Below are 26,560 nucleotides of genomic sequence, written 5' to 3' on the forward strand. Positions count from 1 at the left end.
AAAACTTTCGGGAAGTTTATATACCCTACAAACCCTTTTGGGCAGGGGAAATTAAAGAACTAATCGAAAAATTTAAATGGGTTGTTTTTCTTCTTTTTTCGCGATTTATTTTTTTTGCTATCTTCTATTTTTACTTGTAACTCATTGTTATTCAGGTATTTTTATTTTTTTAGGCCTCCTTTTTTATTATAATTTAAGTGAATTTTATGATAATTTAGTGATAATAGAATGATAGTTTTATTATAGTAGAATAATCATTTATTGATAAGAAACTGATAAGATTTTGATGGTGGATTATCATTTTCCCAGCCAGCTAACATCCGATGCGGGAGGCAAGGCCAAGATGCCCCTAGTTACTCCTTTAATACAAAGTTGGCATGGATATGTATAAAGCCCAACACGACAATCCTATATGGGGGAAATATGCCCCCATGAGCATCCCAAATTTCCCCCATATAGGATTTTGGCAGAGTGTGGGATTTGGAAATACCATTTGTTTGTCCGGGCATGATGCGTTTCGCTAACATCATGCCCGGATGGTGGATATACAAAACAGCATTTTTGAAAACACAGGGGCGTAGTCTGGAGACATACGCCCAGCATTTTCTTTATTTCCGGAATTCTACGCCAAACAGAGCCATGACGAACCAAAATTCCCCAAAAAATCCTTAATATAGCAGTTGAAACAAATAAATTATCAAAAAATTGACCCATGAAAAAGAATGTTACGCAAGTTTTAGTAGGCTTAATGGCTTTTTGTTTTTTGATAAAGAACCCTGTTCAAGCCCAATGGAACCCCATTGGTAATTATCCCCATTATAACGGTAGCTTTTCGAACACTGTCCTGTGTCTCACAAAAGACAACAGCGGAAGCCTCTACGCAGCAGGGTATTTCACCAACGATAGCGGCAAGTATTATATAGCAAAATGGGATGGGAACACGTGGTCCGAGGTAGGCGGTACCAACAATTCCACTTTTAACAATAATATATATAGCCTGTTGTTTGATTCCAACGGCAACCTATATGCAGCAGGGAAATTCACCAACGGCAGCGGCAAATGTTATGTAGCGAAATGGAATGGGAACACTTGGAGTGAGGTCGGCGGCGCCAACACTTCTACTTTTAATAATAGTATAAACAGCTTGTCCAACGATGCTAGCGGAAACCTATACGCAGCAGGGAGTTTCAACAACAGCAGTGGCAAGCAATATGTAGCGAAATGGAACGGTAGTACGTGGTCTGAGGTAGGCGGCATCAACACTTCTACTTTTAATAATGTTATAAAGAGCTTATCCACCGATGCCGGCGAAAACTTATACGCAGTAGGGTCTTTCACCAACGGAAACGGGAATTGTTATGTTGCTAAATGGAACGGGAGCGCATGGTCCGAGATAGGGGGCACCAACACTTCCTCTTTTAACGATCCTATTTTGAGCTTGTCTATGGATGTCAGCGGAAACCTATACGCAGCGGGGATTTTCACCAACGGAAAAAGCAATAATTATGTAGCGAAATGGAACGGTAGTGCGTGGAGCGAAGTAGGCGGCAATAACACTTCTACTTTTAACAATTTAATAAGCACCTTGTACTCAGATGCTATTGGAAACCTCTATGCAGCAGGGAATTTCAGAAACGGCAGCGGAAAGTTTTACGTTGCGAAATGGAACGGGAATGCGTGGAGTAAGGTAGGCGGCACCAACACTTCCTCTTTTTACAGTTATATATCGAGCATATCCATCGATGCAAGCGGCAACCTATACACAGCAGGGGCTTTCACGAATGGTAGTGGGAAGAATTATGTAGCGAAATGGAATGGGATCACGTGGTCTGAGGTAGGCGGCACCAACAATTCCACTTTTAACAGTAGTATATTAACCTTGTCCACCGATGCTAGTGGAAACATCTACATAGCAGGGTCTTTCACCAACGGCAACGGCAAGCAATATGTAGCAAACTGGAATGGGAGTACATGGTCTGAGGTAGGCGGCACCAACATATCCACTTTTAACAGTTCTATTAGGAGTTTATCTACTGATAGAAGCGGAAACCTCTACGCAGCAGGTTATTTTACAAACGGCAATGGAAAATATTATGTAGCGAAATGGAACGGAAATGTTTGGAGTGAGGTAGGTGGCATCAACACATCCACTTTTAACAGTATTATATGGAAGTTGTCTACCGATGCAAGCGGAAACCTCTACGCAGCAGGTTTTTTCACTAACGGAAGTGGCAAGTATTATATTGCGAAATGGAATGGGAGTTCGTGGAGTGAGATAGGAGGTGCCAATACTTCTACCTTTAACGAAGGTATACTTAGCTTATCCACCGATGCCAGCGGTAACCTCTATGCAGCTGGGAATTTCACAAACAGCAACGGCAATTATTATGTAGCGAAATGGAATGGGAGTGCTTGGAATGAATTAGGTGGTTCCAATACATCTACTTTTAACAATTTGATAAACAGCTTGTCCACCGATGCCAACGGAAACCTATACGCAGCAGGGGATTTTACCAATGGAAGCAACAAGTATTATGTAGCGAAATGGAACGGGAGCGATTGGTCTGAGGTAGGTGGCAGCAATACTTCAACTTTTAATAGCTATATAAACAACTTGACCACCGATGCGAGCGGAAACCTCTACGCAGCAGGGTATTTCTACAACGGAAGCGTCTATAGATATGTAGCGAAATGGAATGGTAGTGTGTGGAGTGAGGTAGGCGGCATCAACACTTCCACTTTTAACAATATTATTTACAGTTTGTCAGCCGATGCCAGCGGAAACCTCTACGCTGTTGGGGGGTTTACCCTTCCAAATGTTAGATACGAAACCTATTATGTAGCCAAATACAGCAGTACTACCACTCCACTTACCCTCACCAACTTCTCTGCCAAAGCACTGCCCCCATCCCCTGAAGGGGTGCAAATAGCACTTAATTGGCAAACCGCCACCGAAGTAAATACAAGTCATTTTATAGTAGAACAAAGCAGCGATGGCAAAACATTTACTGCAAAAGGCACTGTTGCAGCCATCGGTTCAAGCGCAAATGCTTATCAATTCACAGACAATAATCCCAATATAGGCATCAACTATTATCGCTTGAAAATGGTGGATAAGGATGGTAGTTTCACCTATAGCAAAGTAGTGTCGGTTATTTTACCTACTACCTACAACTTACAACCTATTACTTTGAGCCCCAATCCTGCAAAAGAGGCGTTGACTATGAAAATCAACACCGATAAAAAAGAAAAAGCGGTATTGCAAATAGTGAATGCTACGGGGCAAGTGGTAAATCAAATGTCCCTTGCCTTGCAAGTAGGGGAAAATAAAACAACAGTGCCTATTAGCATACTTGCTAATGGTACTTATACCCTCCAAGTGAAATCAGAAAGCAATAGCTGGCAAGGAAGGTTTGTGAAGCAGTAGGTATAAAAAACTTATGAGGATTTTGAAGGCTTATAGATTTTTCCGATAAAAAGGGTTGTCCATCTTTTGTGAGATGGGCAACCCTTTTCTATTTTCCGTGGAGTCCCTGCTACCGCAGGTGCACTTTTATCTGGCGCAAGTCTTACGATAGGATAATCGCTTAGATAAAGTCTGTCTGCTCTAAGTAGCTCTAGCCTCGCAACCCTATACTGTTGCTTATAGCTGTTGCATTTCAAATCTTCTTTTAACCCAAATTTTGCAATAGACACATATTGGCAGTTTTTGGGGAATTTTCCAACTGCATAGCAGTTAGAAAATAAATATCTAACTCACTGAATATCAGTAATAAATTTAAACAAATGGCTCTGAAAAATAGTGCTGTTTTTTTGACAGATTATTCTAAAAACGCCCTACTGCAAGATTTGGGTTTAAATCTTTGTGTTCCCTCCTCTTAGCTAGGGTGCCCTACACAATTCCCCTCTCGAGGGGTGGCCGTAGGCCGGGGTGGTTTCTTTGGTTCTAAAATCTAACGCTGCTATACAAGCCTTGTAGCCCTACACTGTTGCTTCTCAATGCAAACGCAGCTAAATTTATTAGAGGTAAGATTTGCGCATTGACACCAGTAATTGCACAAGCCACCTCATTTTATGGGGTTCCGTCGAAGACGGAATTGAAAAAAATCGGTACGAAATTTTTTTCAAAGCATAAAATGGAGTGGTGGTGCAATTACGAAGCCCGCCGGCTGTGAGGCAAAAGTCCTTAAACTGAAATCTTGTAGAATTAGATAGGCAATTTGGCATAAAATAATTTTGATGCGTTTGCCCTGTGTTACTCCTACCAACAACTCCCTCCAATTTACAAAAACCTTATCTTTGTGGCAGAATTGCACTTGATACAAACTAATTTCAAAACTAGTGTCTCGGCATCCAAATCGTAGTTCTTTTTTTGCTAATATTAAAATAGTAGTAGTCCCAAAATTCGGTCTTGTATTTTTGGCCTTAAAATAAGCATAAAGCACTCAAAAATATGCAGAAAATACGCAGAAAATAAGCACAAAACACTCAAAAAGTATGCATAAAATACGCACAAAACACGCACAAAAATTTTAAGTTAGTGTTGATAATCAATGGCTTACATGAGTAGCAACGTTTTTTGAAAAAAAGCGACAGTGTAAAAAGCCCGCAAAAATGGCAAAGCTGAAACTATTTTAATAAAAACCTCGATGAAAAAACATTATAATTCTACCAAATGTGTGAATGATACAATCATTTCCCTCAATTGTATAACAACTAGCTGCTCCATTCATTCGACCTTTGCGGCATCGTGATAATAGTAAGCTCGATATAAAAACGGAAAATATATTTTATGGAAAAGAAGCTAAGAAAAGCATTGCAACTAAAACTGTTTGCTGCCTTGAAAAAAGTATTGGCAAACAATAGCACGGCTATAAACGACAAAATGGAAAAGGGCATCCACAAAGCCATCAAAAAAATTACAAAAAAGACACATAAGGTGGTGGTGCTTTCTAAAACATAGCACACCTATTTATAGTTGTTTTTTTTGATTTGGTAACTTTCAAAAAGTTACCAAATCTCAAACATCGCTAATTATACCTTCCATGAAAAACACAAATAGAATAATTGTTTACTTGCTGCTAGCAGCCGCAATTGTTTCTTGCACAGCTACTAAAATAGATACTACTTGGAAAGAGCCAAACAAAGCAGTGTCTATAGATGCGTTGAACAAAGTGCTGGTAGTAGCTTTTTTTAAAACAATAACAGAAAGCCACAAAGCGGAGGACGAGATGGCTAAGTACCTGAACCACAAAGGCATCGTGTCGTACAGTTACCTGAACGATTCCATAAGCACCAGCAACGAAAAAGTTATCCGTGAAAAAATAAAGGCAGATGGCTTTGACGGGGCGGTAACCATGCGGCTGATAGACGTGGACAAGGAAAGGGTATATACGCCCGGCAACATACAAACCTACCCCGTGTACCTGAGTAATTTTAGCGGGTATTACCATAGAAGCTTTGCCTACTACCAGCAACCTGGCTATTATGCCACTACCAAGACCTACACGGTAGAAACCAATGTTTTCTCTATAAAAGAAGACAAAATAATTTGGACTGCCCTTACAAAAACAACCAACCCAAACGGCGTGAAAAAGATGAGTGCCGAAATTTCGGAGGTTGTTTACAGGCAAATGATAAAGGAAGGCTTCCTCACAAAGTGAAAATTATTTCGACACAACGATACGAATACACAAAGAAGCACAAAGGGTTAAGAAAAATAGAACTAAGTAATAAGCCATAATTATCTTAATATAATTATAAGAGGGTTTCGTTCTTGCCCCTCTCCTTCGGAGAGGGGTTGGGGTGAGGTCTTTAAAACAAATAATCACCCTAAAAAATATACAATGTCGCATCAATCAGAACAAAGTAACCATATCTGCAAGGCAGCTATTGAACACGCCTTGAAACGCAATGCATCCATGTACGACAACCACATTAAAGTGGAAGTTATTGGCAATAAAGCAATAATTAGCGGCGTGGTAGAATCATTATTTAAAAAAGAAGAAGCTGGCCGTGTGGCATGGAATACGCCTGGCGTGCAGACGGTGGACAATAAATTGATTGTTGATGAAACCCAGGTTTTAACGGATGAGTAAGCAAAAGTGGGGCATAATTGCCCCACTTTTCTGCTAAAACTTGGGTACAATTTCACCATATTAGGTAAATGATTTTAAGGCGAGAATGGGAAAGAACCGAAATAATACAATTCATTCAAATTTTTCTTCCGAATTAATTTAAGGGACTAAACAGCGAAATAGTCTATGTTCCCTCTCTTTTTTTGTTTTCAGTGCTTTGTGCCTATGTGTTAAATAGTGAATAACAGTTTTGTGTGGCTGCTTTTTTGCATCAACTATTGCAAAGAAGCATATATGAAACTTTATATAAAACACATGGTAAGCCTGCGCTGCAAGATAGTAGTACAGCTAGAACTGGATAAAATAGGGCTGCATTACAAATTGGTAAGCATTGGCGAAGTAGAGCTGGATGGGAAAATAACTCCGGAGCAACATGATATGCTGAAAATAGCCCTTGAGCAAACAGGCCTGGAATTGATGGACGATAAAAATACAAAGCTGACAGAGAAAATAAAAAACGTTATCGTGGATATGGTGCAACGTGAGGATGAGTTCCCTAACAACAACTTCTCCAATTATATCAGCCAAAAAACAGGGTACGATTACACTTACCTTTCCAATGTGTTTTCTAGGTCGGCTGGCGTAAGCATTGCGCACTATATTATCCTCCATAAGATAGAGAAGGTGAAAGAATTGCTTTCGTACAACGAGCTGAACCTTACCGAAATCTCTTACCAGCTACATTATAGCAGCGTGGCTCATTTATCAAACCAGTTTAAAAAAATAACAGGTGTAACCCCTACTTTTTTCAAGCACAGGAAAGAACAAAACCGAGGCCTACTAGAAGCGGTGTAAAGGATTTGAATGTGGTAGTTTTAAACAGTTGAGGCAATCTTTAACCAGTGAAATTTATTTGTATTTGCGTGGCTAATATTTGTCAGAAAAAAAATTGGCCCCAGTAGAAACCGGAGCCGCAACCAAAACTAACAGGACAAAAGTAACAGGAATATTATTACCAACGAAATATTTTTTTATTTCAATAAAATAATTTTTTGGATTTGGTAGTTGCCCTTTGGGGCATTCAAGTAAAGAATCAGGGCTTACTAAGCCAAAATATAGGTACTAGATAAACAAAGTTTAGTATCCAGCCTTATAAAATGCATTTACAAAGTAAATTTTTCGCTTTGCTTTTATTGAATTATTACTTTTATCCCCTATAATTGCCATATAAAGAATAATAAAGCCAATCATATAAAAAAATTGGCAAAGGGTTAGTAATTAATTGAAAAAAGAAGGTTTAGTTTTATTAGCTGTTTATAAATAAATATTGAATGAACGTATCTTTTGAACGGAAAATATTTATCGTTTTTGCATTCTTATTCTCTGCAACGGTTTTGGTAGGCTATTTTACCTTTAAAGCCAGCGAAAAATATAAAGAAACAGATGTTTTGGCAAAGCATACAGCGGAAGTGTTTTATCAATCGGAAAAAATAGTTTCTGCATTAAGGAACATTGAGAGCGGTAACAGGGGCTTTGTTATTACAGGGGACACTTCTTTTTCAAAATGGGATACCGCTAACTACAGCAAGCTGCTTGCCGATATTGGCAAGTTAAAAAGCCTTACTAAAAAAAATGCAAAACAGCAAGCAAGGATAGATACGCTTAAAAGCCTAGTGCATAGCAGGCTTATTTTACTAAATGTTGTTTTCCAATTAGCCAAGCTGCACAGCACGCCAACGCTAGGCATGATTGACTATATTAAAAAAGGGCAGGCTTATACATACAAAGTAAGCAGGCTCATTACTACTATACAAGAAGCAGAAACGCAATTACTAAAAGAGAGGGAGCAAGAAAACAATACAATCATCAATCAGTTTTACAATACCCTTTATGCCCTGCTTGCTTGTAATTCATTTTTATTTGTGGCTGTGTTTTGGTTTATTAAAACCTATTTACAATTCCGCCAGCAAAAAGAGGCCGACCTAGCTTATGCCAAAGTGTTCCTTGAAACATTAAATAGCCTTACCTGTATTGGCAATTGGGAAATAAACCTCCTTACGGGCAATAATTTTTTCTCAAACATTGCCAGTAGCGTATATGAAATACCTCCTTTTTACAAATTGAGCTTAAAAGAAATGATTGGCTTTTATAAGGAAGGGGCAAATAGGGACTTGCTTGAAAATGCCATTGCCAAGGCAATAAAAAATGGGATTGCATTCGATTTGCAATTGCAAGTGATTAGCTTTAAAGGCAACGAGAAATGGGTAGAAATAAAATGCGTGGCAGAATTTTCGAATGGCAAATGCAAAAGGCTTTATGGTACATTGCAAGATATAGACAGCAAGAAAAAAAGGGAAAATATTATTATTGAAAACGAAGCATTGCTAAGCAATGTTTACGACAATGCGCCTGTGATGATTGGCGTAGTGGAACTAACGGAGGACGATGTTTTTTATGTAAAAGTAAACAAATGCGTTACCGATTTCCTGGGCATAAGCGAAGCAGAAATAGCCAACCGCTATGCCTCTGAAATGGGCGCATCGAAAGAAGTAATTGCCAAATGGATAGAACGATACAAAGAAGCGGAAGCAACAGGCAAACCCGTGCATTTTGAACATGAACGCATTGATGAGCATGGCACCCGTTACCTAAAATCAATAGCGAGCTACCTTGGTGAAACCATCGATGGCAAAAAAAGATATGCTTATATCATTGATGATATTACCTCGGTAAAAAAACAATAGTAGCTTATCTAATCTACATTATAAGGCGTGTAAATATCAAATGTGGCACCTTTGTTCACTTCGCCTGTGGCAGTGATAACACCATAGTGGTTTTCAACAATTTTTTTCACTATTGCTAGCCCTATGCCCGTGCCTGTATATTCGTCCTTGCTATGCAGCCGTTGGAATACTTGGAAAATTTTATCGCTATACTCGGGGGCAAAGCCAATGCCATTGTCGGCAAACGATATATGGCAATAATCTTTGTTAGGCGAAAGCCTGCCTGGTGCCAAAGCGGCATTTTGCTTGTTTAGTACACGGCCTTTTGCAATGGCGCTTTTGATAACAATATGCGGCGGTATGCCCGGCCTTGAAAACTTGAGCGCATTGGTAATCAAGTTTTGCATCAACTGGTGAAATTGGAAGGCGATAATATTTGCAGCGCACAAATCGTAGGCCTCTATGGTAGCGTGTTTTTCCTCAATAATTTCCTTCAAGCCGTGTATCACATCTTCCATGATAATATTCAGGTCTATGCTTTCAAACACCCTTTCAGCATTGTTTACACGGGCGTATGCCAGCAGGTCCTGCAGCAGTTGCTGCATCCTTCCGGCAGAGGACTGCATCCTAGCAAAATAATCTTTGCCAGTTGGGGATAGGTTTTTATGCTCATTGTCTAGGATACGGCTTGCTAAGGTTTGTATTTTGCGGAGCGGCTCTTGAAGGTCGTGGCTAGATACATAGGTAAAAGCCACTAGTTCGTTATTTACTATACCTAGCTCTGCGGCTCTTTTTTCTTTTTCCGCATTTTGATAAGTAAGCTCCTCATTGGCAATGGCCAGTTCGGCTGCCCTTTTTTCCTTTTCTGCATTTTGATAAGTAAGCTCATCGTTTGCAATGGCTAGTTCAGCTGCCCTTTTTTCTTTTTCAGCATTCTGATAAGTAAGCTCATCGTTTGCAATAGCTAGTTCAGCCGCTCTTTTTTCCTTCTCCGCATTCTGATAAGTAAGCTCATCATTTGCAATGGTTAATTCGGCTGCCCGCTTTTTCTTCTCTTCATTTTGATAGGTAAGCTCATCATTGGCAACAATTAAGGCTGCCGCCCTTTTTTCCTTTTCCTTGTTTTGAATGGCCAACTCTTTATTGGCTAGTTCCAATTCCTTGGTTCGTTCCTTTACGGCTGCCTCTAGTGTTGCTTCATATTCTTTTTGCTCCTGTATGTCGGTATTGCTGCCTACCCACATGGTTATTTTTCCATTTTCGTCTTTAATAGGCACGGCTCTGCTCAAATGCCACCTATACTGCCCATTTTTGTTTTTTATCCTGCATTCCATGTCAAACATATTGCCTGTGGCAACAGCATTTATCCAGTTTTTTTTTGTAAGCTCACGATCGTCTGGGTGCATTGCTTTTTCCCATCCCCAGTCTTTCAGTTCTTCAAATGTATATCCTGTATCGTCCAGCCATTGTTGGTTAAAGAAAGTAACGTTGCCTGCTGCATCAGCATTGGTTATTTTCTGGGGCATCGCATTGGTAAGCAACCTGAATTTTTTTTCGCTTTCTGCTATTTTTTTCCAGGCATTGTTTTTTTCGGTTACATCCTCAATAGACAGCAGGATTAATTTTTCTGTCTTCTTTTCCTTAATTATTTCCCTTGCATTCATCAAGAATGTGCGGGACTCATTAAGTGAGATGGCTTTTGTTATTTCACAATCGTTAAAATACGACTTGTCGGGCAATATTTTTTCCAGCAGCGATTTTAATTTAGGTATATCCCATTGCTTGTTGCTTATATCAAAAATTAATTTGCCTTCCACATCTGCCTCTTTTGCCTTAAACAGTTCGTAATAGGCTTTGTTGGCTGTTTTTACATGCAAGGTTTTGTCCAGTATCAGCATGGGCTGCCGTATAGTGGCTATAATGGCTTCTGCATAGTCCTTTGCCTCTGTTATTTGTTCATTCAGCCCAATTGTTTCCTGGTTTACCACGGTTAGTTCCTCGTTGGTGCTTTGCAGCTCTTCTTTGCTGCTTTCCAGTTCTTCGTTCAAGCTTTGCAGTTCCTCGCTGCCGCTCATCAGCTCCTCATTGGCTGTTTGAAGTTCTTCGTTCACGGCCTCCTGGTCCTCCGTTATGCCACGCATATCTTCCCGGGTTTGCGCCAGTTCTTTCTCCAGTTGCTCTATGCGCAGGTTGTTGGCATCTTTTTTTGCCTTGCCCGAAATGCTTTTTTTAGTGCCAACCAGCAGCTGCTGGCTATTGGCCGACCTATTATCATGAAAAAGGATTAAATAATGCGGTTCAATGGTATCGGGCAATAACATTGCCTCTATGCTTATGTTCCGTTGGTGGCCGTTTTCTACTATTAGTATATTGTCTTTTAAAACAGTGGCTTGTTCTTTTTTTACTTTGTACAAAAGGTTGCGGAGTTCAAAAGCCAACCCATTTTTTGCCAATTGCAACAGGTTTTGGCTGGGTTTGCCGGGCATTTGTTCTAGGTAGCTGGCCGTTTTGCCACGGTAATGCACTATGTCCATGGCATCGTTTACCACCACTCCGGCAGGGGTGTATTTGCTGAGTATAATGTCATCGGCCGTTTTTTGGAAATCGGTACGCAGGTTTTCGCCTTTAACACTGTCGTAGGTTTTTTGCATGTCCTGTTCGCTTCTATTGCTTGCAGTAAGCATATACTTGCCCGGCACGTCTTTCCGGGTAAATATCTTTTCATGGGTGCCAGAAGGTGAAAAAAGGTCTGGCACGCCCGTGCTGGTTTCCGATTTGCCCAGCAGCAAAATACCTTTGGGGTTTAGTGCATAGTGAAAAGTGGTCAATGCTTTTTTTTGCAAATAAGGCTCCATGTATATCAGCACGTTGCGGCAGCTTATAAAGTCCACCTTGCCAAAAGGTGGGTCTTTTAAAAAGTTGTGGGCGGCAAACAGGCACATATCCCTTATTTGTTTGTTTACCTGGTAGCCGCCATCTGTTTTCGTAAAAAAATCTTTTAATTGCTGCGTCGATAGCCCATCTAGCTCGCTTTTTCCATAAATGCCCGTCCTGGCCTTTGCAATAGCCTGTGGATTTAAGTCGGTGGCAAATATTTGCACCCGTTCTTCACCGGTTCCCAAAAATTGCTTTAAAGCAATAGCGATGGAATAGGCTTCTTGCCCCGTGCTGCAGGCGGCCACCCATATCCGTATGGGGTCGGTTGTATTTTTGTTTTTTATTATTTGTGGAAAAACCGATTCCAATAGGTTTACAAATACATGGTGGTCCCTAAAAAAAGAAGTAACCGGTATCAGCAAATCCTGGTACAGTATGTCCTGCTCGGCTTTGTTTTCCCTTAGGAAGGTAACGTAAGCACCGGGGTCTTCGTTTTTATTGAGCGTCATCCGGCGGAGTATCCTTCGGCGGATGGTGGTTTGCTTGTAGTAAGTAAAATCAGTCCCTTTCCTCAGGCGTATCACGGCGATAATTTGCCGGAACATATCTTCATATTGCTGCGACAGGCTTTCTGTTACGCTATCGCTTTTGCCAAGCATAGCAGTAACTTCCAGTATTTTTTGCACTATTTTTTCTGGCGGCAGTATAAAGTCCACCACATCTGCCAGCACGGCACTATTGGGCATACCCTCATAAGCAGCAGATTCCTCGTCTTGCGCAAAGGTGATGCCGCCATTTTCTTTAATGGCTTTCAAGCCCTTGGTGCCATCGCTGCCAGTACCAGAAAGTACCACGCCTATGGCACGGCTTTGGTGCACTTCTGCTAGCGAATTAAAAAACAAATCTATAGGCAGGTTCAGTTCGCCTTTATTGGTGGTGCGGGGGCTAAGCTCTAATACACCGTCATTGGCCACCATCATTTTATTGCTGGGCAAAATGTAAACATGGTTTGGCTGCACTTTAATGTCATCCGTAATTTCAAGCACGGGCAGTTTGGTAGCCTTTTGCAACAAGCTGGGCAACATGCTTTCGTGCGTGGGGTCCAAGTGCTGCACCAGCACGTAGGCTATGCCAGAATTTTCGGGTATGGCTTTCAGCAATTTTTTAAAGGCCTCAAGCCCACCTGCAGATGCGCCTATGCCCACCACCGGAAAAAGGTTGGCTGATTTTATTTTTGCGCCATCTTTGGCTTCTTTCATGGGTGGATGTATTATGTGCCTGTAAGTAAAAAGTTATCTTTTGAAGGTGGTGGAATATGCTCTTCCGCTATCAATGTAAGTGCTTGCTGCAGCACTTTTTTTAATTGCGTAAAGTCAATCGGCTTTCGGATATAGTATTGGGCACCGCTTTTAAAAAGGAAGTCGCCCTGTTTTTGCTCGAAAGAAGTAGATAAAATAATAACGGGGAGGGATTTTAATTTTTCGTTTGCCTTTATTTCCAGTAAACATTCAATGCCGTTTTTGCGGGGCATATTCAGGTCTAGGAAAAGGGCATGAGGCAGTACTGTTGTTTGCTTTGCAAGCAAGCGCATCAGTTGCTCCCCATCATTTACGATGGAAACGTGTACTTCAAAAGGGAAAATTAATCCATCTAATGCGTCTTTGAAAATAAGGCAATCGTCCTGGTCGTCATCAGCAAGCAGGAGGTTAAAATGTTGTAGGCTCATTGCATGGTGACGTTAAAAGATTCACAGATGGGTGATGCACTAACCTGTTATAACATAGTTGCCCCTACCAACAATGGCTAAATATTATATGTGCGGTATAGTAAACATAGTTCTTTATATTAGTATTGAAGGTTTTATTGTGGGTGCAGGGCAAACGCATCAAAATGCTTTTTGCTCGAATCTTCGAGTTTGACACCAGTCCTGGCATAAGCCGCCTTATTTTATCCGGTTTTGGCACAGCCAAAATTGAAAAAAATGCGTAGCATATTTTTTTCAAAGGATAAAATAGAGTGGCGTTGCCTGGACGAAGCCCGCCGGCTATGAGGCAAAAGGACTAAAAAGTGGCATTTTTGAATTAAATCCGGGTTAAATAGGCGATTAGGCCTAAAATAAATTTTGATGCGTTTGCCCTGATTGTGGGTGCATTTCAAGTCATCACTAATTTTCTTGTCTTACAATACCTAAACCGCCCCCTACACCCAACCTCACCCCAGCCCTCTCCAAAGGGAGGTGGAGAAGGAAACAGGGGAAATTGAAGACCTAAGCGAAGATTTTAAATGGGTTATTTTCCTTCTTTTTCCGTGATTTATTTTTTTTGCTACTTCTATTTTTTTCTATAACTCATTGATATTCAGTTGTTTATGTTTTTTTTAGCCTCTTTTTTTATGATAATTTAAGTAAATTTTATAATAATTTATTGATAATGGAATAATAGTTTTACTATAATGGAATGATAATTTATTGATAAGAAACTGAAAAGATTTTGGTAGTGGATTATCATTTTCCTAAGCCAACTAACATCCGATGCGAGAGGCAAGGCCAAGATGCCTTAGTTGCTCCTTTACTGTAAAATTCGCATAGATAGGTATATAGCCCAAAAATAAAATCCTATATGGGGGAAATATGCCCCCATGAGCATCCCAAATTTCCCCCATATAGGATTGTCCTTTTGCACGGGTCCCAAAGCAATCCCAACTTTGTAGTATATGGCTCTTGTTTTTCTTGGTTCAATCGCTGTATTCAAAACCTCCGAGGTAGGCTGTACAGAATTAACGGGGTATTTGAGTACAGTTTTGGGTTCTCTTTATATTTGAATTATTGCGTTTAAAGCACCCCATCCCCGTCATTTCGACGATAGGAGAAATCTAACCGGATGTAGTAGCGACTGATTTTTATGAAGGATTTAGCCTTATAAAACAATAGAAACGCTATTTGCGATTAGATTTCTCGTGCCTCGAAATGACGACGATGCAGAAAGCGAATGAATAGCTTAAAAATGTACGAAGTGTTTAGAGCCTATTCTGAACAGCCTACCTCCGAGGTTTTTTGTGGTTAGCCTAAACTTAGCTCTCTACCCCGTGGGGCTTATTTTTAACATACAAAAAAAACATTATTATGAACAACATCCGCACTCAAAAAACACCTAGAAATCACTCACTTTTCCTCGGAAATCACTCACAAATCACTCACAAATCACTCATAAATCACTCACAAAACACTCACAAAACACTCACAAAACACGCATCTAAAAAAACGTAAAAGCACTGTATTTCAATGAGTTATGATGCAGGAACACCTAAAAATTAAATTCAGGGCGCCAAAAGCCAGCCAAAACAAGGTAGCAATGCCCCTTATAATGGGTGATAAAAGGTTTCGCTTTGCCCCATCAAGGTTGCAAGTAATGCTAATAGGCTGGCGCTCACCAGCACCTCGCTCAAAGCAGCATTGTGCAGGATAGTTCGCCAAATCAAACTGCGTAATCTTGTACCCTAGCCGGGAATGTTTTTCGGCTGCATTATTGATATGCTTGCATAAGGTTTGCTTGGGATGGTTGCTTCAACTCAAATGAAAATGTTTTTGCTTTAGCCCATAACAATAAATCTACGAGCAACACAGCAATAATGTGTTACTGGATTGCTATTACCATAAAATACGAACGCCTGTATGAAAAAAATCGCCTTTTGTTTTTTGATGATGGTTTGCCTAGTGCCGTTGCAACGTGCATACTCACAGGTAGACCCCCATTTTTCTGAATACTACGTGTACCCCTCGTGGCTGAACCCTGCTTTAACAGGGGCTATTGATGGCGACTACCGTGTTTCAGCCATCTACCGCAACCAATGGAGCGGCATAGCCAATGGTTTTTCTACCATAGGCTTGGCTGGCGAAGCCGTTACCAACAAAAACATAAACATTGGGGGCAGCATTTTACAGCAAACTGCTGGCGATGGCGGCTATACCTACCTTACGGGTAATGTGTCTCTCGCTTACACAGGCATCAAGTTTGGCAGCCAAGGCTACCAACGCATTGCAGTGGGGATGCAGGGTGGCATTGTGCAGCGCAAAATAAACCCTTCAAAACTACAATTTGGCGACCAAGTTAATTTAACCAATGGCAGCTTCGATGGCGGCACGATGGAAGCATTTCCCAAAACATCCGCTACTGTTTTTGATGCTGGCGCAGGTGCGGTTTATTTTGACGCAGACCCTGCTAAAAAAGCAAATATTTACCTAGGCTTTTCGGCCTTCCATATTACCCAGCCCAAAGACCCCTTGCTTTCTAGCAGTACTGGCGAGAAACTGCCTTTGCGCTACACGGTACATGGGGGGGTAAAACTTACATTGTCAGAAGTGCTAAGCCTTACGCCCAATTTGTTGTATTTGAAGCAAGGCAGTGCCGAGGAAAAAATGGTCGGTGCCTATGCGCAGTTAAAAGCAACCGAAGCAACTGAACTATTGCTAGGTGTAAACTACCGGGTTAAAGATGCTATTTCGCCGTTTCTGGGTTTGTATTACAATAGCCTTGTGTTTGGGTTTAGCTACGACATCAACAATTCAGACCTTGGCAAAGCCGTGAGCGGTACCAACAGTTTCGAGTTCTCCCTTTCTTACACCGGACATAAATCGAAAAAATATTCGAGCGAGCATTTTGTATGCCCGAGGTTGTAACCTGCAAGGTAGCTTTTACTTAACCATTATTTATTGAGCCTACATCCCCTATATTATGCAAACTTTTTTCTTATACGCTTCCCGTTTTTATAAACCAACCTTGTTCGCCCTTGCCCTTAGTTGTTGCGTGATGGCAAAGGCACAGTTTACCTACGATTATAAAAAGAACGCAGATAATTTTTATGCCAAGAAAGATTATTTTTCTGCCGCCACTTATTACGAAAAATACCTAGAAGGCAAGAAAGATGCCGCAGGCTTCGACCCTTACCAAGTAACGAAAGCAAGCACTGCAAAGCCAGCCAAGGCAAAGCCGGGCAGCTATGATCAGGTTGTTTACCGCATTGCGGATAGTTATTTTAAGATAAATGATTTTGCCAAAGCAGAAAAAAGGTATGCCGAGGCTGTAAACTTCGACAAAACACTTTATCCTGACACAAAACTAAACTATGGCATTTCGTTGCGTGCCGATGGCAAGTATGCCGAGGCTCAAAAGCAGTTTGAAAGCTATTTGCAAGAACATACTCCAAGCGATGCCACTACCGAGCTGGCCAAAAAAGAACTGGCCAACTGCAAGTTTATACAAGGGCACCAAAAGCGTAAAGACGCTGCCTTATATACCGTTCAGAAACTCGGTAGTACCTACAACCCACAAGGGGCCAACTATGCACCATCTGGCTATGGCAGTACTTTTGTATTTACTTCCACAAGGCCAGACAGTGCATTGCTGAAAAATAAAAAGAAAAGCCCATACGTCAATAATATATATCAGTTACCAGCAGGTAGCAGTTTAGAAAAAACAACTATTGCACTACCTGAAAATGCTGAACAAGGGGTAAGTTCCTTTACTGCCGATGGCAACCAGGTTTTCTTTACCCGCTGGGTAAAAAAAGACGGGAAGAATATGGCCGCCATTTACACCAGCCATAAAAAAGATGGCAAGTGGGACGAGCCTGTAAAACTAGGCACAAGCGTGAACGAAGAAGGCTACAGCTCGCAGCAGCCAAATGTTTCGGCAGATGGAAAAACACTTTTGTTTGCTTCTGACAAACCGGGTGGCTATGGCAAGTTCGACCTTTGGTATGCACCGCTTGATGCAAGCGCACAGGCTGGCAAAGCCACTAACCTTGGCAGCAGCATCAACACGGCAGCAGACGATGAAGCACCTTTTTACCACCAGCCATCTGGCACACTGGTATATGCTACCAATGGCAAGGTAGGCATGGGCGGCTTTGACCTTTTTGAAAGCAAAGGGAATATCGGGGCTGCTTGGGTAGAGCCAAAAAACCTAGGGTCTCCCATTAACTCGGTAAAAGACGATATTTATTTTTACAATACTGGAACTGGCAAATTATTGAAGAATGCCTTTTTAAGCTCAGACAGGTCATCTGCCTGCTGCCTTGAATTGTTTTCTGCCGACAAGCTATACAGGAAATATGTTTCGGGCGTAGTAACGGACTGCCAAACAAATTTACCTATTGAGGGTGCAGTGATAAGTGCCAAGGACAATGCTACCAGTAAAGTAGTACTTGCATCGCAGCAAAGCAGCGACCAGGGCAAGTACCTTTTTGAAAGTGGGTTGAGCCAAGCCATAAAAATACAGGCAGCAAAAGATGGGTACAACAGTGCAGAAATAACAGCAACACAACCTTCGGATGATATGGACACGCTTGCCAATATTGGTATATGCCTTGTGAAAATAATTATAGACACCCCTAAGCCGGAAATAGTAAAAGCCGAGCCTAAAAGAACAGAAGTTGGTCCGTTTGGGTTTGACGAGGCTAAGCTGAGGGATAAGGGAATGTTTGTAACACTGGATAGCCTGACTGGGTTGCTGAAAAGGGAGCCGCACCTAGCCATAGAAATTGGTGGTTATACCGATGAAATAGGTACTGTGGAATACAATGTGAAGCTAGGTGAGGCAAGGGCAAAAGCCTGTATGGAATACATGGTGCAGAAAGGGATTGAAGCAAGCCGCCTGACGATTAAAGGTTATGGTAAATGCTGCCCTATAGTGCCTGAAACAACAGCAGATGGAAAAGACAACCCAGAAGCACGAAAAGTAAACAGAAGGGTAGAATTTAAAATATCTTATTTATAGGTTGTTAAAAGGGCTTGTTGATTTGGTAACTTTCTAAAAGTTGCCAAATCTCAAAAGGTCAAATCATTTAATTATTGGTATAATTATTTATATATATTATGAAAAAAGTATTATCACAACGCTTGGCTGGAAAAACGGTAGCTGCATTAGTGCTAATGATAGCCGGTTTGTTTGCAACAAATACCATTTTGGCACAGTTTACTGCAACATGGGCCTTGACTGCTAATAAAACAGGTGTAAAAGCAGGGGTACAACAGGCTAATATAAACATTGGCCCCATGGTGCCTGGTGCTATGTTTGTTGCCAATGGCGGCCACAATACAGATGGTTTTAAGTGCCAGTTGGTTTCCACGGCTGGCGATTGGCCTACTGATACTACTGTAGGGTACAATATTGATTTCCCAATATCCCCTGCTCCAAATAATGACGCTATCTTAAATTCATTTGCTTTTTCAGCAAAAAAATCGAACAGCAGCGGCGAAAGCGTTTTTGCCCTAGCATACCAAGTTGACGGCAAAGGTTCGTGGATAATGTTTGGCACGTCGCAGCAAACCTTGGCTGGCACTACACCTATTTCATTCAACGGGTTGAACACTGCCCTTTTGAACGAGCATACTTATGTAGTGCGTTTATATATTTATGGCGACAATACCCCACCTAAAAACAACAGGACGGTATATGTAAAAAATGCCGTGTTTACAGGGGTTACCACCTCGCCGCCAGCAGTATCGCCAACAGTTACAACTGATAGTGTTGTTACTGCTTCCATTACCCAGTATGCCGCAAATGTTGCGGCAAGCGTAACCAGTGGCACAGGCATTATTGCTTATATCCAAAGGGGCGTATGCTTAAAGTCTGGTGCTACCCCAACAGTAACAGATACAAAAGTGGTAGATGCTACTAACGGCACTAGTTACACAGTTTCTTTTACTGGACTTGCGTCTGGCATAAATTATACAGTTAGGGCTTATGCTATCACGCCCCTAGATACCATATATGGAAAAGCAATTATTTTCAATGCGTTGCCACCAACGCTGCCTGTTCTTGCAACACCAGTTATCAACCCAACAAGCCCAACAAAGGCAAATACTACTAGTTCCATTACAGATAGTGGTGCAGCTAACATAACAGAAAAAGGCATTTGCTGGAAAGCAGGGGCTACGCCATTCACCAGTGATTTTACTTATATAAATGGTGCAAGTGCCACTAGCCCATACACCAGCTTCTTAACTGGGCTTACGCCAAGCACCACCTATCATGTAAGGGCTTATGCAAAAAACTCAGTTGGCACAGGGTATAGCAGCGATGTTGTTTTTACCACTGCCCCTCCAATAGCTTCTATCACGGCTACGCCGCTGAACATTGATTTTGGCAATGTGGTTATCAATACCATTTCTGGCGAAAAATCTTTTACAGTAGCTGCTAGTGCGCTAACACCCGCTTCAGATTCTATCCATGTATCTGTGCCAGCAGGTTATGAAATATCTACTACCAGCGGTGGTGGTTTTGGGCCTTCTGTAGCGTTTAAATATTCAGGGGGAGCATTGCCAGCCACCCTGGTTTATATCCGTTTCAGGCCAACTGTATTCGGTACTCAAAATTTTACAGTTACCTTATCAGGTGGCGGGGCAACTGTTGTAGGTATTGACAACCTAAATGTTACAGGTACTTCGGTACAGTCTCCAGATGTTGCTTCTAACCAAGGTGTAGATTTTTGGACTGGTTATGGGTACTTACAGGAAATGTCAGACGTTTCGGGCAATCGCACTTCCATGTCAGTTTATGTAGCCGCTGGCGACCAAGATGCCGTGGTGCAGGTGGATATACCGGGCGTGCCTTCATTTGCTCCGCAGATAGTATCGGTACCTGCACATACCGTGCAAGAAATTACAGGTTTCCCTCAAGGTGATGGTAAAAACAATGCTGCTCACTTGCCCGATAGCCGTCTTTATTATACTGGCATCACTGGCAGGGCTGTGCATATTCAAAGCACCAATGGTGTGCCAGTATCTGCTTGGACCTATACTGCTGCCAAAGACAATACAGCAGCAGGTTGCATGAACTTCCCAACTAATACTTGGAATTCTGCTTATACCGTGCAGGCATTTGGTGGTTTTTCCAACCAACCCCTTCCTAATTCTTTCTTCTTTGTGATTGCTAAAAGCAACAATACGCAAATAACTATCACCCCTACGGCAGATATTGCAGATTCATCCACAGCCACGATTTTTAAAGATAACAACGCTGGGTCGGTAAAATATCCCAAAAATATACCTTTCAACATCACTTTGGATAGTGGGCAGGTATTCAATGCCATGAGCGTGCTAACTGGTACTGGCAAGGGCATAGGTGCTGGCAATGCATTTAGTGGCGACCTTTCTGGCACAACAGTTAAAACAAGTTGTGATAAAAAAATTGCGGTATTTGGCGGCAATGGCAGGTGCTTGGTAGATACATCAACTACCTACCCACAAACAACAGACCCAAGCAACAATAGTGGTTCCGACAATATGATGCAGCAAATGTTCCCTACGGTGGCTTGGGGCAAAGAATACTTGACTGTGCCTACAAAAACAATGGAGTTTAATTATTTCAGGATTTATGTACAGGATCCTAAAACGGTGGTTAAAGTGAACGGCACTGCTCTAGACCCTGCGACACTTGTAAACAACCTTTACTACCAAATGTCTGGTAACCAGTATTATGATATTTCGGGCAGCAAAGCAATTAATGTAGCCCAGTTTATAGTAGAAGGAGCCATATCAGCCGATGTAAATGCTGGCGGTGCGCCTGCCATTGGCAACAACGGCAAAGGCGACCCTGAAATGATAGTGCTTAGCCCTATCCAACAAGCAATTAGCAATGTTACGGTGCTTTCGCCAAGGTTTAAAAACGGTGCAAGTGGCGGTAATTACATCAATGTTATCATTAAGAAAGAAGGCGTAAAAAGCTTTAAAATATTTTCAGACATAAACAAAGTGAACTTGGCCGATACGGCTGGTGCAACATTAAGGACTTCATTCGGGCTGAAATACAAGATGTTCAACGACACGAGCATTATACTGGTTGACACAGGTGCCAGCAGTTATACGCCAGGGGCAGCATATCTTTCAGCCGATAGCTTAACTACTATTGATAGTGCATTTAAGCCATATCCTGGGAATAGCAATTATTATTTTGCAAAGTTCCAAGTTGATGCAGGTAGCCAATATACCCTCACATCCAACTCACAGTTCAATGCTATTTCTTATGGCATGGACAAAGGAGAAAGTTATGGTTTTAATGCAGGCACCAACCTGAACAACCTTACCACTGTAGCTAGTGTTTCGCTTAAAAACACTTATGGGCCGCCTCAGTCATCTGCTGGCTCTGCAGGTATTAGTACCTGTGCCGGCTTGCCGCTCAATTTGTCTGCGGCGGTTACGTTCAGGGCAGATAGTTTGCGCTGGAGTTTTAATGGCAACGCAAACATATCTCCCAACACGCCTGTGCTACAGAAAAACCCTGTGCCAGACAGCGTGCGCAAAGTGGGCAACGATTCCATTTATTACTATACCATAAAAAATGTAAATAACCAACCGGCTGTTTATCAATTTGCCGCAGCGGGCAGTTATCCTGTGTTGCTTACTGCATTCAGTAGCGATTTGCTGGCACTGGGTACCGACCCTTGCACGGCTGCATCAGATTCTGTAGCGTTTCCACCATTTAGTGTGAATGTATTGTCGAGCGTTATCAAACCCGATTTTACAACAATCATTAGAAATTGTATAGATACAGTAGTGAAATTCACGGACAAAAGCACCGATGTTTCTGGTCATAGCATCGTGGGTTGGAAATGGGATTTTGGGTTTAACAGCAAAATCGATTCTGTAAAGAACCCTAGTTTTACTTATACCAACACGGGTACATATAAAGTAACGCTGCGAGCAATAGACGATATTGGATGCTATGTGGATACGCCAAAATTGGTAACAATAGTGGGGCCACTAGATACTGCTGTTGTGAAGCTAGACAGTGTTTCGTTTAACTTTATGCGGTTTAAATGGGCTCCGGTGCCTGGTGCTGTAAGCTATCAGGTATCGGTTGACGGCGGTACACCTATTACCCAAACAGGCACAACTTATAGTATCCCCGGCATATCTACCAATCCTTCACGGAGTATCATAGTGAAGGCTATTGGGTTGCTTGGCTGTGAAATTTCTACGGGTACAGGTACTGGCAACTATCCTAAATCTGGTGTCTTAGTGCCAAATGCTTTTACGCCTGGGCCTAATGGCAAGAACCGTTATTTTAAGATTTATACCAATTATGTCAAAAACTACGACATGAAGGTATTTAGCCAATGGGGTGAAATGGTTTACCATTCAAACGTTGTTGGCGATATAGGCTGGGATGGCACTTTTAAAGGCAAAGACCAACCAATGGGGGTTTACATTTATGTAGTTCAAACCGTGGCACAAGACGGCACGCCTTCCACGAAAACAGGTTCGGTAAACCTGATAAGGTAATATTCTAAGGCAGATTTTATTCAGATTGAAACAAATACAATAAAAACAGGCTTCAAAGCAATATGCTTTGAAGCCTGTTGTACATTATGGCTTGTTATCAAAAGTAATGTTGTACGAATGAGCTACTTGCTTTTAACCGCAGATAAAACGTAATGGGTGCGCTCCATTAAGAATACCACGGGTTTCGCCCGTGGCTACTGTTGTTCAACCCTTGCAGGGTTTTTAGCAACTGTTAGATTTGGTAACTTTTGGAAAGTTACCAAATTAAAAAAAGTAGCACTTCCGCCCTATGACTTACCACTTATATCACTACCAGCTCATAAAAATCTTCTTCGTTCAAATATTTTTTTGCCAGTACCTGTAGCTCTTCTGCAGGTACTGTTTTAATGGTATTTAGTGCATTGTAGAAATATTGCCCATCAAGGCCATTTAAAATATAATTCTTCCACCGGGCAATAATTTGGAAAGGGCCATCTAGGTCGCCTAATATGCTGCCCATCATAAAGTTGCGTACCAAGTGCAATTCTTCCGCATCAATTGGTTCGTCCCGCAGGCGGGCCATTTCCTTATATACTTCTGCTATGGTAGCGGCACAAACATCCCTGCCAGCCTCGGTGCTAACCAACCAAGCAGTTTGCTGTATCAAGTTTTGGAGATAGGAATGTATGCCGTAAGTATAACCCTTGTCTTCCCTGATATTGCTCATTAACCGTGACCCAAAAAAGCCGCCAAAAACATTGTTCAGCACCTGTACCTTGGAAAAGTCGGGGTGGTGCCTGTTGGGGAATGGGCTGGCTATGCGTATAGCACCTTGCACGCCACTAGCATCGTTTATTACCTCGTGCTTTTTCTCGGCAAATGGCTTTGCTTCAAAACTGTGTTCTGGCAGAATTGATTGGTTGAGGGGCAAGCAGCCAAAAGCATTGTTTAATTGTTCTTCTATGTCTGATGGCAACACGCCCGCCACAAAAAGGATACATTTTCCATGGGTATAAAACTGCTCGTAAAAAGCAGCTAGTTCTTTCCTTTGCAAAGCGTCATAGTCTTCTACGGAGGTAAAGCGGCCATAAGGGTGCTGCTGCCCAAATAAGTAGGTATCTATTAGGCGGTTGGCAACAAAGTCGCATTTTTTTAGGTTAATGGCCAGCCTTTGCTTTTGGTTTTGCTTATAGATAGCCAATTCTTCCTCAGGAAAAATGCTGTCTGTTAGCAACTCTGCCATCACGGGCAACAGCTTAGGCAAGTGCTTGCCAAGCGTGTGCAGGGTAAATGTGGCTGTTTCATTTTGGCAACTCCGGTTTAGGTAAGCCCCATGAAACTCGAAGTGTTCATTGATGGCAAAAGCAGTCCTTCGTTTAGTGCCATTTTTCAGCATGAAGTTGGTAGTAGCTGCCACAATGTTTTTTTCCTCGTGCCAATTGCCTGCAAAAAAAACCATTTCTACCATCACCACTTCCTGTGCGCCAGCATTGATGTTATAAACCTCCACGCCATTGTCCAAAGTAAATTTTGTATATGGTTTCAACTGTAGGCTTAGCTCTACTGTATCTATTATTTTAGGGCTCTTTTTTCTGTTTAACATGATTATTCTTCTAAGGTCTGTTCTCAGCTATTCATACAATAGCAAATAAATTAATTCTTACTATGGTAATAAAGCGTGTTGCTATTCTTATGGTCAAAAATAATGCGGCTGTACTCCATTATATCTGCGGTTGTAATATCCTGGTACCTCTTTAGTTCAGTGTTCATCAAATTGGCATCACCTAGTAATTCATAATTGGCAAGGCTGCTGGCACGGCTCATGATGCTCATGTCTTCAAAAGCAATAACGCTTTCTGTTTTGTTTTTCACTTTCTGCAATTCATTATCGTCCACCAACTCAGTTTGTATCCTTTCTAATTCTTCGTTGATGGCAGTATTTGCAGCCTCCATATTCACGCCTTTTACCAGTTTGCCTTCTATAGCTAGTAGCCCTTTGTCTATGCTGCCAAAATGGTAACAGTCTAAGTTAGAAAACAATTGTTTTTCCTTCACCAATGCTTGGTACAAGCGGCTCGAGCCTCCACCACCCAATATTTCAGTAATTAAATCTGCCACATAATACCCTTTCTCTAGCCGGGCATCTATATGCCATGTTTTTACAAGGCAGTCTAGTGGCACATCGGAATATACCGAAGCCTGCCTTGCTTCTGTTTGCGTGGGTTCGGCAGGCAGGTTGCGTTCATATTTTTCGCCCATGGGTATAGGAGCAAACCATTTTTCTGCCAATGCTTTTACCTGCTCGGTAGTTACATTGCCCGCCACTGCCAAAATAGCATTCACAGGGCGGTAATGCTTAAAGAAAAATTGTTTTACATCGTCAATGGTAGCGTTTTCTATATGGCTCAGCTCTTGGCCAATAGTCATCCATTTATAAGGGTGGGTGGTAAAAGCAAGTTGCCGCATCTTGAACCAAACATCGCCATAAGGCTTGTTGATATAATGCTCTTTAAACTCCTCGCACACTACTTTCCGTTGCACTTCTAGGCTTTTTTTGCTAAAGGCAAGGCTTAGCATACGGTCGCTTTCCAGCCAAAAGGCTGTTTCTATATTCTCGGCAGGAAGGCTGCAATAATAGTTGGTAAGGTCGTTTGTGGTATAGGCATTGTTCTCGCCACCTGCACGTTGCAATGGCTCGTCATAGTCGGGTATATGCGTGCTACCGCCAAACATTAAGTGTTCAAACAAGTGTGCAAATCCTGTTTTTTCAGGGTTTTCGTCCCTTGCCCCTACATCGTACATCACATTCACTACTGCCATTGGGGTACTCGTATCTTCATGCACCAACACCCGCAAGCCATTATCCAAAACAAACCTATTGTACTGCACCATCTATATTTATTTAATAAAGGGTTACAAATATAACAGTTTAGTAGTACTTAAAACGGCATTTACCGTGTAGCGAAAAGTATAGACATCCCTATGGAAAAAATTTGTTCTAGCTTGGGTGCATTTCAAATCTTCTCTTTTTGTTGGCCTTTTTTATTTAGAAGAAGCTTTAACCCGGATTTTGTAGTTGAAATCTATTGCAAGCCACAAATACTTCAAACACAAGCATTTGCTTGATTTTTTTGCCTTGCCATAGTACACTATGTTTTCGACCAAAAATTCGGCTCAAATACTTGTCTTTATTGCATTTGAGCCTTTCTTAACGAAGTCAACTGCAAAATCCGGGTTTAACCTGGATTTTGTAGTTGAAATCTATTGCAAGCCCCCACTAGTTGAAAGACAAGCACTTGCTTGGTTTTTTGTTTTTCGGTGGTTAATTTTTTTTTGCTGTTTTCCTTTTTTGCCTGTAACTCATTGATATTCAGTTGTTTGTGTTTTTTTGAGCCTCATTTTTTATGATAATTTATGTGAATTTTATGATAGGTTATTGATAATGGAATGATAGTCTTATTAAAGTAAAATGATAGTTTATTGATAAGAAACTGATAAGATTTTAATGGTGGATTATCATTTCCCTAAGCCAACCATCCGTTGCAGGAGGAAAGGGCAAGATGCCCTAGTTCCTGTTTTAATGTAAAGTAAGCATGGATATGTATATAGCCCAAAATAAAAAT

The 26,560-nt window shown here is 41.5% G+C and carries 13 protein-coding genes; 9 read left to right on the forward strand and 4 right to left on the reverse strand.

The genetic code is table 11. From position 1 onward, the window contains the following. Positions 1-712 precede the first annotated feature (712 nt). The 6 genes from ACHFIY_RS14475 to ACHFIY_RS14500 all read left to right on the forward strand — a co-directional run bounded on the left by ACHFIY_RS14475 (position 713) and on the right by ACHFIY_RS14500 (position 8,821). Positions 713-3,427, forward strand: a complete 2,715-nt coding sequence (locus ACHFIY_RS14475) for a T9SS type A sorting domain-containing protein (protein WP_410846822.1) — start codon at positions 713-715, stop codon at positions 3,425-3,427. 1,365 nt (positions 3,428-4,792) lie between these two features. Continuing rightward, positions 4,793-4,963: a hypothetical protein gene (locus ACHFIY_RS14480; RefSeq protein ID WP_410846823.1), complete on the forward strand. Its 171-nt coding sequence runs from the start codon at positions 4,793-4,795 to the stop codon at positions 4,961-4,963. A gap of 82 nt (positions 4,964-5,045) precedes the next feature. Further along, a complete protein-coding gene (locus tag ACHFIY_RS14485; protein WP_410846824.1) occupies positions 5,046-5,663 on the forward strand; it encodes a hypothetical protein in 618 nt (205 codons plus the stop codon). 183 nt (positions 5,664-5,846) lie between these two features. Then, complete coding sequence (locus tag ACHFIY_RS14490) at positions 5,847-6,098, forward strand: BON domain-containing protein (protein WP_410846825.1); 252 nt, start codon at positions 5,847-5,849, stop codon at positions 6,096-6,098. A 273-nt stretch (positions 6,099-6,371) separates the two neighbouring features. Further along, a complete protein-coding gene (locus tag ACHFIY_RS14495; RefSeq protein WP_410846826.1) occupies positions 6,372-6,932 on the forward strand; it encodes a helix-turn-helix domain-containing protein in 561 nt (186 codons plus the stop codon). 476 nt (positions 6,933-7,408) lie between these two features. Beyond that, positions 7,409-8,821 (forward strand): CHASE3 domain-containing protein, encoded by a 1,413-nt coding sequence (locus tag ACHFIY_RS14500; protein WP_410846827.1) that lies wholly within the window; start codon positions 7,409-7,411, stop codon positions 8,819-8,821. Positions 8,822-8,829: 8 nt separating this feature from the next. Here the strand turns inward: ACHFIY_RS14500 and ACHFIY_RS14505 are convergent, their stop codons facing one another. Together ACHFIY_RS14505 and ACHFIY_RS14510 are read right to left on the reverse strand one after the other, a co-directional pair. Then, on the reverse strand, positions 8,830-12,936 hold the full coding sequence (locus ACHFIY_RS14505; RefSeq protein WP_410846828.1) for a chemotaxis protein CheB: 4,107 nt from the start codon (positions 12,934-12,936) through the stop codon (positions 8,830-8,832). An 11-nt stretch (positions 12,937-12,947) separates the two neighbouring features. Next, the gene (locus ACHFIY_RS14510; protein ID WP_410846829.1) at positions 12,948-13,403 is read right to left on the reverse strand and encodes a response regulator; all 456 of its coding nucleotides are present in this window, start codon (positions 13,401-13,403) and stop codon (positions 12,948-12,950) included. Between the two features lie 1,944 nt (positions 13,404-15,347). On the opposite strand from ACHFIY_RS14510, the gene ACHFIY_RS14515 reads away from it, so the two are divergent. From ACHFIY_RS14515 to ACHFIY_RS14525, 3 genes are all read left to right on the forward strand, one after another. Continuing rightward, complete coding sequence (locus tag ACHFIY_RS14515) at positions 15,348-16,352, forward strand: PorP/SprF family type IX secretion system membrane protein (protein ID WP_410846830.1); 1,005 nt, start codon at positions 15,348-15,350, stop codon at positions 16,350-16,352. Between the two features lie 55 nt (positions 16,353-16,407). After that, positions 16,408-18,450 (forward strand): OmpA family protein, encoded by a 2,043-nt coding sequence (locus ACHFIY_RS14520; protein WP_410846831.1) that lies wholly within the window; start codon positions 16,408-16,410, stop codon positions 18,448-18,450. Between the two features lie 98 nt (positions 18,451-18,548). Continuing rightward, positions 18,549-22,958: a T9SS type B sorting domain-containing protein gene (locus ACHFIY_RS14525; protein ID WP_410846832.1), complete on the forward strand. Its 4,410-nt coding sequence runs from the start codon at positions 18,549-18,551 to the stop codon at positions 22,956-22,958. A gap of 301 nt (positions 22,959-23,259) precedes the next feature. On the opposite strand, the gene ACHFIY_RS14530 is transcribed toward ACHFIY_RS14525, so the two are convergent. Further along, positions 23,260-24,540 (reverse strand): M16 family metallopeptidase, encoded by a 1,281-nt coding sequence (locus tag ACHFIY_RS14530; RefSeq protein WP_410846833.1) that lies wholly within the window; start codon positions 24,538-24,540, stop codon positions 23,260-23,262. A gap of 50 nt (positions 24,541-24,590) precedes the next feature. Beyond that, a complete protein-coding gene (locus ACHFIY_RS14535; RefSeq protein WP_410846834.1) occupies positions 24,591-25,829 on the reverse strand; it encodes a M16 family metallopeptidase in 1,239 nt (412 codons plus the stop codon). Positions 25,830-26,560 lie beyond the last annotated feature (731 nt).

It is taken from the genome of Parasediminibacterium schistidii (assembly GCF_046546515.1).
Lineage (GTDB): Bacteria > Bacteroidota > Bacteroidia > Chitinophagales > Chitinophagaceae > Parasediminibacterium.

Bases quoted from the DNA above. Each gene is read 5' to 3' on its own strand.
- ACHFIY_RS14490 (WP_410846825.1), top strand. From the start codon at position 5,847: ATGTCGCATCAATCAGAACAAAGTAACCATATCTGCAAGGCAGCTATT.
- ACHFIY_RS14495 (WP_410846826.1), top strand. From the start codon at position 6,372: ATGAAACTTTATATAAAACACATGGTAAGCCTGCGCTGCAAGATAGTA.
- ACHFIY_RS14520 (WP_410846831.1), top strand. From the start codon at position 16,408: ATGCAAACTTTTTTCTTATACGCTTCCCGTTTTTATAAACCAACCTTG.
- ACHFIY_RS14515 (WP_410846830.1), top strand. From the start codon at position 15,348: ATGAAAAAAATCGCCTTTTGTTTTTTGATGATGGTTTGCCTAGTGCCG.
- ACHFIY_RS14500 (WP_410846827.1), top strand. From the start codon at position 7,409: ATGAACGTATCTTTTGAACGGAAAATATTTATCGTTTTTGCATTCTTA.
- ACHFIY_RS14510 (WP_410846829.1), bottom strand. From the start codon at position 13,403: ATGAGCCTACAACATTTTAACCTCCTGCTTGCTGATGACGACCAGGAC.
- ACHFIY_RS14525 (WP_410846832.1), top strand. From the start codon at position 18,549: ATGAAAAAAGTATTATCACAACGCTTGGCTGGAAAAACGGTAGCTGCA.
- ACHFIY_RS14505 (WP_410846828.1), bottom strand. From the start codon at position 12,936: ATGAAAGAAGCCAAAGATGGCGCAAAAATAAAATCAGCCAACCTTTTT.
- ACHFIY_RS14475 (WP_410846822.1), top strand. From the start codon at position 713: ATGAAAAAGAATGTTACGCAAGTTTTAGTAGGCTTAATGGCTTTTTGT.
- ACHFIY_RS14485 (WP_410846824.1), top strand. From the start codon at position 5,046: ATGAAAAACACAAATAGAATAATTGTTTACTTGCTGCTAGCAGCCGCA.
- ACHFIY_RS14530 (WP_410846833.1), bottom strand. From the start codon at position 24,540: ATGTTAAACAGAAAAAAGAGCCCTAAAATAATAGATACAGTAGAGCTA.
- ACHFIY_RS14535 (WP_410846834.1), bottom strand. From the start codon at position 25,829: ATGGTGCAGTACAATAGGTTTGTTTTGGATAATGGCTTGCGGGTGTTG.
- ACHFIY_RS14480 (WP_410846823.1), top strand. From the start codon at position 4,793: ATGGAAAAGAAGCTAAGAAAAGCATTGCAACTAAAACTGTTTGCTGCC.